The organism is Actinomadura sp. BRA 177 (assembly GCF_013372625.1).
Taxonomy (GTDB): domain Bacteria; phylum Actinomycetota; class Actinomycetes; order Streptosporangiales; family Streptosporangiaceae; genus Spirillospora.
In genome coordinates this window covers 35643-48728 of sequence record NZ_JABXFD010000354.1, presented here as the reverse complement: position 1 = coordinate 48728, position 13086 = coordinate 35643, and the positions used below count along the sequence as shown (strand labels likewise).

Here is a 13086-nt window from a genome sequence, read left to right as displayed (position 1 = left end):
TGTGAAAATGGTGGGCGATCCAGACGTGCTCACTGCGCACTGTTGTGGCGGGGGACAGATGTGTCCAGGGCCACCACGCCGCGCGGACCTGCTTCACGGCCGCCCTCGACGCGCTGCCGCGGCTCGGCGCGTCCGGGCTCGTCCCGCTGGTCGAGGAGTACGCCCGCCGGTACGTCGAACAGGGACGCAGCCCCGCCGACGACGACGCCCCAACACCCCTGTCCGAGGAGGACGAGATATGGCCCTGACAAGCTCCCCGGGCCCGATCGACATGCACGACGAGGCCGCGCTCAAAGAACTGATCGCCGATGAGCTGGGCGCTGTGCGGGACCGCAGCTTCGGCCTCACCACCGACGTCCTCGCCAAGGACGACCTCACCACGCAGGTGTCGCCGCTGATGTCGCCGCTCGTGTGGGACCTCGCCCACGTCGGCAACTACGAGGAACTGTGGCTGCTGCGCGCGGCGGCGGGCCAGGAGGCCATGCGCCCGGAGATCGACGACCTGTACGACGCGTTCGAGCATCCGCGCTCCGAACGGCCGACACTGCCGCTCCTGCCACCGGACGAGGCCCGCTCCTACATCGGGACGGTCCGCGCCAAGGTTCTCGACTCGCTCTCGTCCGCACGGTTCGACACGGCGAATCCGCTGACTTCGGGTGGGTTCGTGTACGGGATGGTCGTGCAGCACGAGCACATGCACGACGAGACCATGCTCGCCACCCATCAGCTACGGAAGGGCGCTCCCGCGCTACTCGATCCGGTGGCCGAGGCGCTGCAGAAGCCTGCCGAAGGTTCCGTGGCAGACGAGGTATTGATCGAGGCTGGCCCGTTCCAGATGGGTACTTCGGACGACCCATGGGCGTACGACAACGAACGTCCCGTGCACCTCGTCGACCTGCCCGCGTACTACATCGATGTCGAGCCGGTGACGAACGCCGCCTACATCGCCTTCATGGAAGCCGGTGGCTACGACGACCCGCGCTGGTGGGACCCCACCGGATGGGAGTGGCGCAACAGCAGCGGCAAGCGCGCCCCCGCCTTCTGGGACCGGGAAGGAGGACAGTGGGTGCGACGCCGGTTCGGACGGACGGAACCCGTCCCGCCCGGCGAATCCGTCCAACACGTGTGCTGGTACGAGGCCGACGCCTACGCGCGGTGGGCAGGCAAGCGTCTGCCGACCGAATCGGAGTGGGAGAAGGCCGCGCGCTGGGATCCGGCCACGCAGCACTCAAGGCGCTACCCATGGGGCGAGGTGTACGAGGAGGGCCGCGCCAACCTCGGGCAGCGCACGCTGCACCCGTCCGAGAGCGGCTCCTACACGTCGGGCGCCTCGGCCTACGGAGTGCGGCGTCTCCTAGGGGACGTGTGGGAGTGGACGTCGTCCGACTTCCACGGCTACCCCGGCTTCCGGTCGTTCCCCTACAAGGAGTACTCGGAAGTCTTCTTCGGCCCCGAATACAAGGTTCTGCGCGGCGGCTCCTGGGCGACGCACCCGCTCGCCATACGCGGGTCCTTCCGCAACTGGGACTACCCCATCCGACGGCAGATCTTCTCCGGTTTCCGTTGTGCCCGGACGCCAGGGGAGGGGCGCTGAATGTGCCGCCATCTCGGCTACCTGGGCCCGCCACAGACCCTGCACTCGCTCATCTACGACGGCGAGTACTCGCTGGAGACCCAGGCGTACGCGCCGCGCATGACGCAAGGCAACCTGCTGAACGCCGACGGGTTCGGCGTCGGCTGGTACCAGGACGGCGAGCCCGTCCGGTTCCGCCGCGCCCAGCCCCTCTGGACCGACCAGTCGTTCCGCGAGGTCGCCGGTGCCGTACATGCATCATGCGCGGTCGCGGCGATCCGGTCGGCGACGATCGGGTTCCCCGTGGACGAGTCGTGCGCCCAGCCGTTCCGCGCCGGACGCTGGCTGTTCAGCCACAACGGCAAGATCGAAGGCTACGGCGGCATCGAGTCGAAGCTCCGCGAACTGGCCGGCGACGTCGCCGAAATGCCGGACGCCCGCGCGCCCGTCGACTCGGCGCCGCTGTTCGCGCTCGCCGTCCGGCACTGGCGGGACGGCCTGCCGCTCGGCGACGGCCTCGCCGCCGTCATCACCGCGATCACCGCGCTCGCCCCCGGCCGCTACAACCTGCTCGCCTCCGACGGCACATCGCTGGCCGCCACGACGTGGGGCGACTCCCTGTTCGTCCGGGAGGACGCCGACGCGGTCCGGATCGCGTCCGAGCCGCTCGACGACGTCCCCGGCTGGCGGCACGTCCCCGACGGCTCGCTCGTCACCGCCGGGCCCGCCACCGGCGTCCGCATCGATTCCCTCTGAAGGAGAACCACGTGGATCGGTTCCTGACCGCCGACGACCTCGCCAAGACGCTCCGCCAGGACGTCCGGGAGGGGCTCACCGGCACGCCCAAGACCCTGCCGCCCAAGTGGTTCTATGACGAGCGCGGCAGCGCGCTCTTCGAGGAGATCACCAAACTGGAGGAGTACTACCCGACCCGCCGCGAACGGGAGATCCTCGTCGTGCACGCACCCGACATCGCCACCGCCACCGGCGCCAAGACCCTCCTCGAACTCGGCGCCGGATCGGGGGAGAAGACCCGCCTCCTGCTCGACGCCCTCTCCGGCACCCTCCGCTCCTACGTACCGGTCGACGTGAGCGGCGAGTTCCTCGAAGAGGCCGCCGCCGGGATCGCCGCCGACCATCCGGACCTGACCGTCCGGGCCGTCGTCGCCGACTACGAGCAGCACCTGCCCCTCCTGCCCGGCGGCGAGCGGCGCCTCATCGCCTTCCTCGGCGGGACGATCGGCAACATGCCGCCCGCCGAGCGGATCGGGTTCCTCGGCGGCGTCCGCGCCACCATGGACGACGGTGACTTCCTCCTCCTCGGCGCCGACCTCGTCAAGGACGCCGGACGCCTCGTCCGCGCCTACGACGACGCGGCCGGGATCACCGCCGAGTTCAACCGGAACGTCCTCTACGTCATCAACCGCGAACTGGACGCCGACTTCGACCCGGACGCGTTCGAGCACGTCGCCGCCTGGAACGACGCGGAGGAGTGGATCGAGATGCGGCTCCGCTCCGTCCGCGACCAGCACGTCCGCATCGGAGGCCTCGACCTCGACCTGTCGTTCGCGGCCGGGGAGGAGATGCGCACCGAGATCTCCGCCAAGTTCCGGCGGGACCGCCTGGAGGCCGAGCTGGGCGCCGCCGGCATGGAGATCGCCGAGTTCTGGACGGACCCCGGCGGCGACTTCTCCCTCACCCTCGCCAGGCCCGCCGCCTGACGCTCAGCCCTTCCGGACCGGGTGGGCGAGGCCCATCCGCTCGACGTCCGCGGCCAGGCGGGTCGCCACGTACCGGTGGCCCGCCGGGTTCGGATGGGTGCGGTCCTTCTTGATGAGCCGCGCCGCGTTGCCGGTGCCCGTCAGCAGGTCACCGGTGATCCACTTCTCGCCGATCGGGTCGACGAACGGGACGCCGAGCTGCTGGGCGAGGCCCTTCAGCGCGTCCCGGACGGCGACCGCGCCCGGCACCGGAGCCCCCGTGCCCCACAGCGGCCCGATCAGCACGATGTGCGTGCCGGGCCAGCGCTGCCGGGCGCGTTCGATCAGCAGGTGCGCCGCCGCCGCGACCTGCGGCGCCGGGTACCGCCAGTCGTTGTGGCCGCCGGACACGATCAGCATGTCGGGCGCGGGCCGCCAGCCGAGCTGGCTCTCGAACAGGCCGAGGAACGCCTCCGTCCCCCGCCCCTTCGCGACGAACCCGGTCCCGGCGCGCCCGCCGACGATCACCTGCCAGCCGAGCAGCCGCGCCGTCGCGGACGCGTACGTCGTCTCCGGCTGGACGCCCCGGTCGCCGACCGTGTAGCTGTCGCCGAGGAACATCACCACGGACGGCGCCTCGCGGGCCTCACCGTCCTCCGGCGCGCCCTTCCCGGGCCCGTCCGCCGCGGCCGGCTTGTGCACCGAACCAGCGAGCACGGAACAGCCGGTGGCCGACAAGACCGCCACCAGGCTCAGGCACAGCACCAGAATCGCCGCGCCGCGTCGGCCGCGGCGAGATGTCATGGAAGACCACCCATACGTTCCAAGGGGATGCCTCCCGCATATTACTGATCCGCCGCCCGTGGCGGGGGCACGACGCGGTTTACACCGTCCGTTCACCGTGGGCTCACCTTGGGGATCGGCGCGGGCCATCGTGGGGCGGGACGGTTCGGCGGTGAGTGGACGGGAGCGGCTGAGCGAACTGGACCTGCTGCGTTTCGCGGCGGCGTTGGCGGTGGTGCTGTACCACTTCACCGGGTTCGGCGGTGCCGGGCCGTGGCCATCGCCCGCGCGCGACGTGTTTCCCGAGGTCGCGGCGGTCACCCGGTTCGGGTATCTCGGTGTGGACCTGTTCTTCGTGATCAGCGGGTTCGTGATCCTGATGAGCGCGTGGGGGCGCGGGCCGGGCGCGTTCGGTGTGTCGCGGCTGGTCAGGCTGATGCCTGCGTACTGGGTGAGCGTGCTGCTGGGTGCGGTCGTGTACGCGGTGTTCAGGCAGGGGCACGGTGTGCCGGGGCTCGTCCTGCCGAACCTCACGATGCTGCAGGGCGGGCTGGGCCTGAAGAACGTGGACGCCGTCTACTGGACGCTTTGGGTGGAGCTGCACTTCTATGTGCTCGTCGCCGTCCTTGCGAGCATCGGGATCACCTACCGCTCGTGCCTGGTCTTCATGGCGGCGTGGATGCTCGGGGGCGTCTTCGCCGACGAGGCGGGCAACGAGTTCCTGCAGGTGATGCTGGTCCCCACCTGGAGTTGCTACTTCATCGCCGGCATGGCGCTCTACATGATTCACAGGTTCGGGCCCACGCTGCTGCTCTGGGGGTACGTTGCCGCGTCCTACCTGCTGGCCCTGCACTGGGGGGCGTGGCGCGGGGAACACGTCTTCCGGGGTGCTGACGAGATCGCGGTCAGTGCCGTCATCACCGGCATCTTCGCCGTGATGATCCTGGTGGCGACCGGTCGTTTGCGGCGTCTGCGATGGTCTCGGCTGACCGTCCTTGGGGCGCTTACGTATCCGCTGTATCTCGTCCACTCGCAACTGGCGCTGCCCCTGTTGGACGCGTTCTACCCGAGGTTGGACAAGTGGGCAGCCCTCGGCGTGGTGTTGGCGGCGTCTCTGCTGAGCGCGTACGCCGTTCATCGCTTGGTCGAATGTCCGGGTGCGGCATGGATGCGTGCTCGTCTGCGCGCGTCGCTGGAGCCCCTGCGTCGTTCGGCGGAACCGTCTAGGTTTGTCGGTCGTGGTGAATGGAGCGGTGCTGGTCTCGACGCTGCTGAGCCTCGTGGCCGCACCCCGGTTGACGCGACGCAGAACTGAACCGGGGGGACGCCGCTGGGCACGTCCAGAGACGTTCCTCGCCCTGGTGGTCGCGCTCGTCTACCTGAACCAGGTGCTCTTCACCGTGTACGTGCTGCGCGTCCACGGTGGGGATACGACGTTCATCGGGAAGTACCTGCCGGAGGGCTATTTCGCGCTCGCGGACGGTTCGGCCATGCGCGGCCTGGCAGAGCATTTCCCGAAGCCCGAACTGCTTGCGCCGTCCCTCCTGCGGGTGCAGGCGTTCCTTGAACTACCGTTCGGTCTACTCGCCTACGTAACGGTCCTTCGGTGGCTGGATCGCGGCCTGTATCGGCGTCTGGCGAGTTCGTGGCTGGTGTGGGCGGCGTCGTTCTCCTACACGTTCGTCTTCTGCGTGGTCGAGTGGGATCTGCGCAACCCCTACACGGTCGACGACATCGTGATCCGCGCCTGCTCGGCAGTGCTGACGCCGTTCCTCCTTCAGTGGCTGGCCAGGCAGGAGGAGGACGGGCCGCCGGCTTGCGATGGGCGCTGCTGCTCTTCTTCGTCCCGGCTCTGGCCGTCCGCTACGGCGTCAACTTCGGCACCCCGCTCATCGCGGTGGCGGCGGCCCTGGTCGTCTTCCTCGCCGCTGCCGGATGCGCACTCCGCGAGGCACTCGCCGACCTGCGAAGGAGCCGCCTCGCCCTCTGGGCCGTCCAGGCTGCGGTCGCCCTGCTCGTCGGCGGCGCGGCCGGTTACGCGGCCGTCCGCATGATGACGGACCAGTACTACGAAGCGGGCCTCCTCAGAGGCGTGAGCGTCTGCTTCGCCGTAATCGTCGCCGTATGCGCCCTCACCGACCATTGGCTCGGGGGTGTGACACTTCGGGGAGGGCGGGCGCTGAACTGAATGTGAGCGTCCGGCCGGTGTGAGCGGGCTTCGGCCGGGCGCGTTCCTCCGGCGGGCCCGCGTTCCCCCGGTCGGGCCCGCCGGAGGGCTCCAGTTCTGGAACGGTCCCGTCAGGCCGGGGCGTCCGGCGGGCGCAGTTCGTCGGTGTAGGTGACCGACAGGCGGCGCATCACGCCCGACTCGTCGATGGAGTACTGGCCCAGGCGGTCCAGCGGCGGCGAGTAGGCGTGGATCGAGACGCTCGCTTCCTCGACGCCGGTGAGCCGGTGGATGTGGTCGGGGCCGAAGGAGAAGGACCCGCCCTCCTTGACCACGGTGCGCAGGGGGTCGCCGCCGATGCGCGGGTTGTTCTCCTCGATGGCGCCGGCGACGACGCGGACGGCGCCGGACGAGATGTCGTGGTCGTGCCACCCGGTGTCGTTCTCCGGCGTCCAGCAGAGGAGCCAGACGTCGACGTGCTCGTCGCGGTGGAGGGACGCGTAGTGGCGGCGGCCCGCGGGGAACGCGACGTGCTGGCGCCACAGGCCGGGCCGCTCCGCCAGGTCGTCGACCAGCTCCCGCAGTTCGCGCTTGTCGAGGGGACGGCCGGGCAGGTTCTCGAAGCCGGCGGCGCGGGGCAGGACCTCGGAGGACACGGTTCGCTCCTTTCCATTCTGTCGTCGGGCGCGGCGTAGCCCCTGAACACGGCTACTGAACCGCATCAGTTAACCGTTTCAGTGAACCGCTTCAGGGGCCATGCCGTCAAGTGCGGGTCCATTGCTCTGTCGGCGGCGGCCTCTAGGGTTGGAGGGATGTCGGAGAAGCGCAAGCGCGCGACCATCCGGGAAGTGGCGCAGGCGACCGGTTTGTCGCCTGCGGCCGTGTCGTACGCGCTGCGCGGCATCCAGACGTCGGAGGAGACGCAGGAGCGGGTCCGCGCGGCGGCGGACGAGCTCGGCTACGAGGCGCATCCCATCGCGCGCGCCCTGGCCAGCGGCCGCACCGACCAGGTCGGGCTGCTGTGCGGATCGCTGGAGGACTACTGGCAGCAGTCCCTCGCGGTCGGCATCGGCCGGGCGCTGCTCGCCCGCGACCGCTACGCCCTGATCGTGGACGCGGGCGGCGACCCCGAGCGGGAGCTGGCCCTCGCGCGGCGGCTCCGCGACCAGCGGGTGGACGGCCTGATCGTCCAGCCGCTCGACCCGTCCGCCGCGCTGTGGTCGGAGCTGGCCGCGGCGATCCCGGTCGTGTCCATCGGCGACGCGCTGCACGGCGGGCAGGCGCAGGGCGAGGTCGTGTTCGACAACCGGCGCGGCGTCACGCTCGCGCTGGAGCACTTGCGCGGCCTCGGCCACCAGCGCGTCACCGTGTTCACGCCGACGCGCGCGAGCACTCCGGACCGTCCCGCCGACGTGCACGTCAACGCCGAGGCCGAGCGGCTGGGCCTGCGGGTGGACGTGGTGGTCGTCCCGCAGGCGCTCGCCGAGGCCACCGAGGTCGCGCTGCGCGTGCTCGGCGGGCCCGACCGCCCGTCGGCGGTGTTCTGCTTCGCCGACTCGATCGCCTACGGGGTGTACGCCGCCACGCGCGAGCTGGGGCTGGACGTGCCCGGCGACGTGGCGGTCTGCGGGTACGACAACCATCCGATGTCGGCGCTGCTCACCCCGCCGCTCACCACCGTCGACTGGGACATCGACGGCATCGTCCACTCCGCCGTCCGGCTCGTCGTGGACGTCATCGACGGCAAGCCGCGCAAGCGCCGGGTGGTGCGCGAACCGGCGCTGCGCGTCCGCGCGTCCACGTGCGGCGCGCCGGAGTAAGGGGCGTTACGGGTGGAGCCGGGCCAGCCGGGGGAGGAGGTCCGCCGCGGCGGCGATGTCGGTGTCGAGCGGGCGGTCCTCGACGCGCGGGTCGAGGACGGTCCCGGCCAGGTCGGTCGCCGCCCGGAGCGGCCCGCCGGACGGCGACCGGCCCTGCATCCGCAGCGCGCGGACGGCGGCGACCAGCTCGCAGCCGAGCCCGAGCCGGTAGGCGGCGACGGCGTCGGTCGTCGCGCGCGCCGACTGGGTGGAGAAGCCCGCGTGCTCCTCGACGCCGCGCGACAGCACCGCGCTGCCGAGCGCCGCCGGGGTCGCGAGGCGCCGGACGTCCGCGAGGCACGAGTGCGCCACGTACTCCAGGATCATGATCCCGGACGACGCCTCGGTGGCGCCCTGGAAGGGGTAGAGGCCCGTGAACGACGGCTCGGCGAGCGTCCCGAGGCGGGCGGCGGCGAGCGCCATCGTCTGGAACAGCGCGGCGCGGGCCGAGTCGAGCGCGAGGCCGACGTAGGCGGTGTGGAAGTTGCCGTTGTGCCAGACCGTCCGGCCTGGGGCGTCCACCAGCGGGTTCTCGGCGGCGGCGTTGATCTCCCGGGTGACGACCGCCTCGGCGTACCCGGCCGCCTCCAGCGCCGGCCCGTGGACCTGCGGGAACGCCCGGTAGCCGTACGGGTCCTGGATGCGCATCGGCGCGGGCTGGTCGAAGGCGAGCAGCGCCCGCATCGCCGCCGCCGCGTCCTGCTGGCCGGGGTGCGGGCACGCGTCCTGCACCGGCTGCGCGTACGGCTCGCCCGAGCCCCGGACGGCGAAGTGCGACAGCGCCGCGACGACCGTGGACGCGCGCAGCATCTCCCGCAGGTCGGCGACCGCGAGCGCCGCCTCCCCGAGCGTGGCCGCGTTGGAGCTGATGAACGCGAGCGCGTCGGCGGAGTGCAGCCGGTAGCCGGGGCCGCGCTCCTGGACGCCGTCCGGCCCCGCCAGCCAGGCCCGCTCGCCGAGCAGGCACAGCGCGGTCGACGCCAGCGCGGTCAGGTCGCCGGTGCCGATCGCCCCGTACACCGGCACCGGAGGAAGGAGGCCCAGGTTGAGGACGTCCGCGAGGGCCTGCAGCACGCCCGGTTCCACCCCCGACCCGCCCGCCGCGATCTGGTTCAGCCGGACCGTCAGCATCGCCCGGACGATCTCCGGCGCGACCAGCGGCCCGGCCCCGGCCGCGTGGCTGCGCAGCAGGCGCAGGCCGTGCGCGTCGGAGTCCTCCCACTCCACGTCCACGACGCGGTTGGCGCCGACGCCGGTCGTCCGCCCGTACACCGGCTGCGCGGCGGCGATCTCGCGGGCGGCCCGCCAGGCGGCGCGCGCCCGGCCGGCACCGTCCGCGCCTATGGCAACTGTCACATCTCCGCGGGCCGCGCGGACGACCTGCGCGCAGGTGAGCGCGGTTCCGTCGATAACGATTCGGCTGTTCTCCACGCGGCAGCGCTACTTTCCCCGGTTTACCGGTAGTTATGCTCAGGAACCGACGTTCCGGACAAGCTGGGACACCGAGGTGACCGTACCCATTGGTTACGGTTGGGTAGAAGGCCGAAATCGATCATCGGCGTCGCGGGCGCCCAACGAGGACGTGAATCGTTGATCACCTTTGAGGGCGTCACCAAGCGCTACCCGGGCGGCACCGTCGCCCTGGACGATGTCAGCCTCGACTGCCCCACGGGCCGCATCACCGTGTTCGTCGGCACGTCCGGCGGCGGCAAGACCACGGCGCTGCGCACCATCAACCGCATGGTGGACCCGACGTCCGGCCGGGTCCTCATCGACGGGCGGGACGTCCGCGAGCGCAAGCCCGCCGAGCTGCGCCGCGGCATCGGCTACGTCATCCAGCACGCCGGGCTGTTCCCGCACCGCACCGTGCAGGACAACATCGCCACCGTCCCGTACCTGGTCGGCTGGAACAAGAAGAAGGCGCGGGCGCGGGCGCTGGAACTGATGGAGCGGGTCGGGCTCGAACCGTCGATGGCCCGGCGCTACCCGTTCCAGCTGTCCGGCGGCCAGCAGCAGCGCGTCGGCGTCGCGCGGGCGCTCGCCGCCGACCCGCCGATCATGCTGATGGACGAGCCGTTCAGCGCCGTCGACCCGGTCGTCCGGGCCGAACTGCAGGACGAGTTCCTCCGCCTCCAGGACGAGCTGCACAAGACGATCGTGTTCGTCACCCACGACATCGACGAGGCCATCAAGCTCGGCGACCGGATCGCGGTGTTCGAGACCGGCGGCAAGCTCGTTCAGATCGACAGCCCCGAGGACCTCCTCGCCCGGCCCGCGAACGACTTCGTCGCCGGCTTCATCGGGCACGACCGCGGCATCCGGCGGCTGTCGTTCGTCCCGTCCTCTGCGGTGCCGCTGAACGAGCGGGATGTCGTTTCGGCCGATGCGCCGGTGTCGGAGGCGCCGTCGGACGGCTGGGTCCTGGTCGTGGACGGCGACCGGCGTCCCCTGGGCTGGGCCTCAGCGGACGTCCTGCCGTCCTCCGGCGTGCTCGGGGACGCGCGGCTCGCGCCGATCGGGCACACGTTCGACGTCGAGACCGACTCCGTCCGCGCCGCGCTCGACGCCGCGATCCTGTCCCCGTCCGGCCGCGCCGTGAGCGTGGACGGCGACGGGCGGCTGGTGGGCGTCGCCGACCAGCACGACCTGAGCGCCGCCATCGCCCGCTCCGGCACGGACGTCGAGCCGGAGGCGCCGTCCCTCGCGAAGGAGGGCGGCTGATGGACATCGACTGGGGCTGGATCGGCGAGCACACCGACTCACTCGGCGAGCACGCCGTCCTGCACCTGCGGCTCGCGTTGCTACCGGTGCTGTTCGGGCTGCTCATCTCGCTGCCGGTCGGGGTGCTGTGCCGCCGTTGGGGCTGGCTCTATCCGCCCGCGCTGACGCTGGCGAACGTGCTGTACGCGATCCCGTCGCTCGCGCTGTTCATGCTGTTCATCGACTACACCGGGCTCAACCCGGCCACGGTGATGATCCCGCTGACCCTCTACAGCCTGTCGGTGCTCGTCCCGAACGTGGTGGACGGGCTGGCGTCGGTGTCCGACCCCGTCCGGCAGGCCGCGACCGCGATGGGCTTCGGGCCGCTGCGCCGGCTCCTGCAGGTCGAGCTGCCGATCGCGGTGCCGATCGTCATCGCCGGGACGCGGGTCGCCGCCGTCTCGTCCATCAGCCTCGTCGCCGTCGGCCAGCTGATCGGGCAGGGCGGGCTCGGCGCCGACATCATCCGCGGCTACCAGCTCCAGTTCCAGACGCAGATCGTCGCCGCGACCGTCCTGATCATCCTGCTGGCCCTGGTCACGGACGCGATCCTGGTGATCGTCCAACGCGTGCTCACCCCGTGGGCCCGAGCCCGGGGAGCGTCCGCGTGAACGACCTGTGGAGCCAGTTCGACCTGTTCTGGACGTGGCTGACCGCCTCGTCCCAGTGGCACGGCGCCGACGGCATCCCGCACCGCCTGCTCCAGCACATCTACTACAGCGGCGTGTCGCTGGCGTTCGCCGCCGTGATCGGCCTGGCGCTCGGCCTCCTCATCGGCCACACCGGCCGCGGCGGCTTCCTGGCGATCACGCTCGCGAACTTCGCCCGCGCGATCCCGACCTTCGGCCTCATCCTGTTCATCGTCGTGATCGAGTACAGCATCACGCCGGTGCTGATCGCGCTGGTGGCGCTGGCCGTCCCGCCGATCCTGGTGAACACCTACGAGGGCATCCGCGGGGTCGACGCCGACGCGAAGGACGCGGCGCGCGGCATGGGCATGACCGGCTGGGGCGTGCTGTGGCGGGCGGAGCTGCCGATGGCGCTGCCGCTGATCCTGCTGGGGCTCCGCACGTCCGCGATCCAGGTCGTCGCCACCGCCACCATCGCCGCCTATCCCGGCTTCGGCGGCCTCGGCCGCTACATCATCGACGGGCTGGCCCGCAACGACTACCAGCTCGTCATCGGGGGGACCGTGCTCGTCGTCCTGCTCGCCCTGATCGTCCAGCTCGTCTTCGCGGCGCTGCGCCGCGTCGTGATCTCGCCGGGTCTGCTCGGCTCCGCCCGTTCCTCCTGACCGAAGGACCAAGAACAATGAAGAAACTCATCCGTGGCGCGGCGATCGGCCTCGTGGCCGCCCTGGCGCTGTCCGCCTGCGGCGGCGGGGACTCCGGCGACAGCGACAACCCGCTCGCCGGCGGCGGCAAGAGCGGCACCGTCACCGTCGGCGGCGCCAACTTCCCGGAGAGCAACCTGCTCGCCGAGATCTACGCGCAGGCCCTTGAGGCCAAGGACATCAAGGTCACCCGCAAGTTCAACATCGGCGCCCGGGAGATCTACTACGACCAGGTCGTCAAGGGCGGCATCAGCGTGATGCCCGAATACAACGGCGCCCTGCTGACCACGTCGGTCGACGAGAAGAGCAAGGCCGCCACCACCGAGGAGATCAACGCCGAACTGAAGGCGAAACTGCCGCCGTCGGTCGAGATCCTCAACTCGGCCGAGGCCGAGGACAAGGACTCCGTCACCGTCAACCCGCAGACGGCCGCCAAGTACGACCTGAAGTCCATCGCCGACCTGAAGCCGGTCGCCAAGGACCTCGTCATCGCCGGCCCGTCCGAATTCAAGACCCGGCAGCAGGGCCTCGTCGGCCTGAAGGAGGCCTACGGCCTGGAATTCAAGAAGTTCCAGCCGTTCGACGCCGGCGCGCAGGCCACCCTGGTGAAGCTGCTCACCGAGAACAAGATCCAGGCCGCCGACCTGTTCACCACCGACCCGACCATTCAGCAGAACAAGCTGGTCGTCCTCGAAGACCCGGAGAACGTCTTCAGCGCCCAGAACGTCACGCCGCTGGTCAACAAGTCGGCCGTGAACGACCAGGCGAAGGCGGCGCTGAACGCCGTCTCCGCCAAGCTCACCACCCAGGACCTCCTGGACATGATGCAGCGCATCGCCATCGACAAGGACGACCAGGAAAAGGTCGCCAAGGACTGGCTGCAGAAGTCCGGCCTGGTCTGACACGCGTAA

The 13086-nt window shown here is 70.9% G+C and carries 13 protein-coding genes and 1 pseudogene; 11 read left to right on the top strand and 3 right to left on the bottom strand.

All coding sequences use genetic code 11. The annotated features are described in order from the left end of the window. Positions 1-80: 80 nt before the first annotated feature. From HUX53_RS19610 to egtD, 4 genes and pseudogenes are all read left to right on the top strand, one after another. Positions 81-248: pseudogene (locus HUX53_RS19610) on the top strand (ergothioneine biosynthesis glutamate--cysteine ligase EgtA); the annotation flags it as partial. Next, on the top strand, positions 239-1594 hold the full coding sequence (egtB, locus tag HUX53_RS19605) for an ergothioneine biosynthesis protein EgtB (RefSeq protein WP_255205417.1): 1356 nt from the start codon (positions 239-241) through the stop codon (positions 1592-1594). The pseudogene HUX53_RS19610 and the gene egtB, both read left to right, overlap by 10 nt. Beyond that, positions 1595-2329, top strand: a complete 735-nt coding sequence (egtC, locus tag HUX53_RS19600; RefSeq protein ID WP_176404664.1) for an ergothioneine biosynthesis protein EgtC — start codon at positions 1595-1597, stop codon at positions 2327-2329. An 11-nt stretch (positions 2330-2340) separates the two neighbouring features. After that, positions 2341-3294: an L-histidine N(alpha)-methyltransferase gene (gene egtD / locus HUX53_RS19595; RefSeq protein WP_176404663.1), complete on the top strand. Its 954-nt coding sequence runs from the start codon at positions 2341-2343 to the stop codon at positions 3292-3294. A 3-nt stretch (positions 3295-3297) separates the two neighbouring features. Here the strand turns inward: egtD and HUX53_RS19590 are convergent, their stop codons facing one another. Continuing rightward, positions 3298-4077, bottom strand: coding sequence for an SGNH/GDSL hydrolase family protein (locus HUX53_RS19590; RefSeq protein WP_176404662.1), 780 nt, complete (start codon positions 4075-4077; stop codon positions 3298-3300). Between the two features lie 151 nt (positions 4078-4228). On the opposite strand from HUX53_RS19590, the gene HUX53_RS19585 reads away from it, so the two are divergent. Together HUX53_RS19585 and HUX53_RS19580 are read left to right on the top strand one after the other, a co-directional pair. Beyond that, positions 4229-5371 (top strand): acyltransferase, encoded by a 1143-nt coding sequence (locus HUX53_RS19585; protein WP_176404661.1) that lies wholly within the window; start codon positions 4229-4231, stop codon positions 5369-5371. A 501-nt stretch (positions 5372-5872) separates the two neighbouring features. Next, complete coding sequence (locus HUX53_RS19580) at positions 5873-6244, top strand: hypothetical protein (RefSeq protein ID WP_176404660.1); 372 nt, start codon at positions 5873-5875, stop codon at positions 6242-6244. 110 nt (positions 6245-6354) lie between these two features. On the opposite strand, the gene HUX53_RS19575 is transcribed toward HUX53_RS19580, so the two are convergent. Beyond that, a complete protein-coding gene (locus HUX53_RS19575) occupies positions 6355-6879 on the bottom strand; it encodes a cysteine dioxygenase family protein (RefSeq protein ID WP_309237320.1) in 525 nt (174 codons plus the stop codon). Positions 6880-7035: 156 nt separating this feature from the next. Between HUX53_RS19575 and HUX53_RS19570 the strand changes: the two genes are divergently transcribed. Next, positions 7036-8043 carry a LacI family DNA-binding transcriptional regulator gene (locus tag HUX53_RS19570; protein WP_176404658.1) on the top strand — a complete coding sequence of 336 codons (1008 nt, stop codon included), beginning with the start codon at positions 7036-7038 and terminating at the stop codon, positions 8041-8043. A gap of 6 nt (positions 8044-8049) precedes the next feature. Here HUX53_RS19570 and HUX53_RS19565 read toward each other — a convergent pair whose 3' ends face one another. Further along, the gene (locus tag HUX53_RS19565; protein ID WP_176404657.1) at positions 8050-9513 is read right to left on the bottom strand and encodes an aromatic amino acid ammonia-lyase; all 1464 of its coding nucleotides are present in this window, start codon (positions 9511-9513) and stop codon (positions 8050-8052) included. Positions 9514-9672: 159 nt separating this feature from the next. Here HUX53_RS19565 and HUX53_RS19560 point away from each other — a divergent pair, with 159 nt between their 5' ends. From HUX53_RS19560 to HUX53_RS19545, 4 genes are read left to right on the top strand one after another with little or no spacing between them, the layout of a single operon-like run. Continuing rightward, positions 9673-10803, top strand: a complete 1131-nt coding sequence (locus HUX53_RS19560) for an ABC transporter ATP-binding protein (protein WP_176404656.1) — start codon at positions 9673-9675, stop codon at positions 10801-10803. Continuing rightward, positions 10803-11453: an ABC transporter permease gene (locus HUX53_RS19555; protein WP_176404655.1), complete on the top strand. Its 651-nt coding sequence runs from the start codon at positions 10803-10805 to the stop codon at positions 11451-11453. The genes HUX53_RS19560 and HUX53_RS19555 overlap by 1 nt, the downstream gene beginning before the upstream one ends. Beyond that, on the top strand, positions 11450-12136 hold the full coding sequence (locus HUX53_RS19550; RefSeq protein ID WP_309237319.1) for an ABC transporter permease: 687 nt from the start codon (positions 11450-11452) through the stop codon (positions 12134-12136). Before HUX53_RS19555 ends, HUX53_RS19550 begins: the two co-directional genes overlap by 4 nt. A gap of 17 nt (positions 12137-12153) precedes the next feature. After that, entirely contained in the window at positions 12154-13077 is a 924-nt protein-coding gene (locus HUX53_RS19545; RefSeq protein ID WP_176404654.1) for an ABC transporter substrate-binding protein, read from the top strand. Positions 13078-13086: the final 9 nt, after the last annotated feature.

Excerpts from the sequence above, each read along its gene's own strand:
- egtC (WP_176404664.1), top strand. The coding sequence starts at position 1,595 with ATGTGCCGCCATCTCGGCTACCTGGGCCCGCCACAGACCCTGCACTCG.
- HUX53_RS19590 (WP_176404662.1), bottom strand. The coding sequence starts at position 4,077 with ATGACATCTCGCCGCGGCCGACGCGGCGCGGCGATTCTGGTGCTGTGC.
- HUX53_RS19545 (WP_176404654.1), top strand. The coding sequence starts at position 12,154 with ATGAAGAAACTCATCCGTGGCGCGGCGATCGGCCTCGTGGCCGCCCTG.
- HUX53_RS19555 (WP_176404655.1), top strand. The coding sequence starts at position 10,803 with ATGGACATCGACTGGGGCTGGATCGGCGAGCACACCGACTCACTCGGC.
- HUX53_RS19570 (WP_176404658.1), top strand. The coding sequence starts at position 7,036 with ATGTCGGAGAAGCGCAAGCGCGCGACCATCCGGGAAGTGGCGCAGGCG.
- egtB (WP_255205417.1), top strand. The coding sequence starts at position 239 with ATGGCCCTGACAAGCTCCCCGGGCCCGATCGACATGCACGACGAGGCC.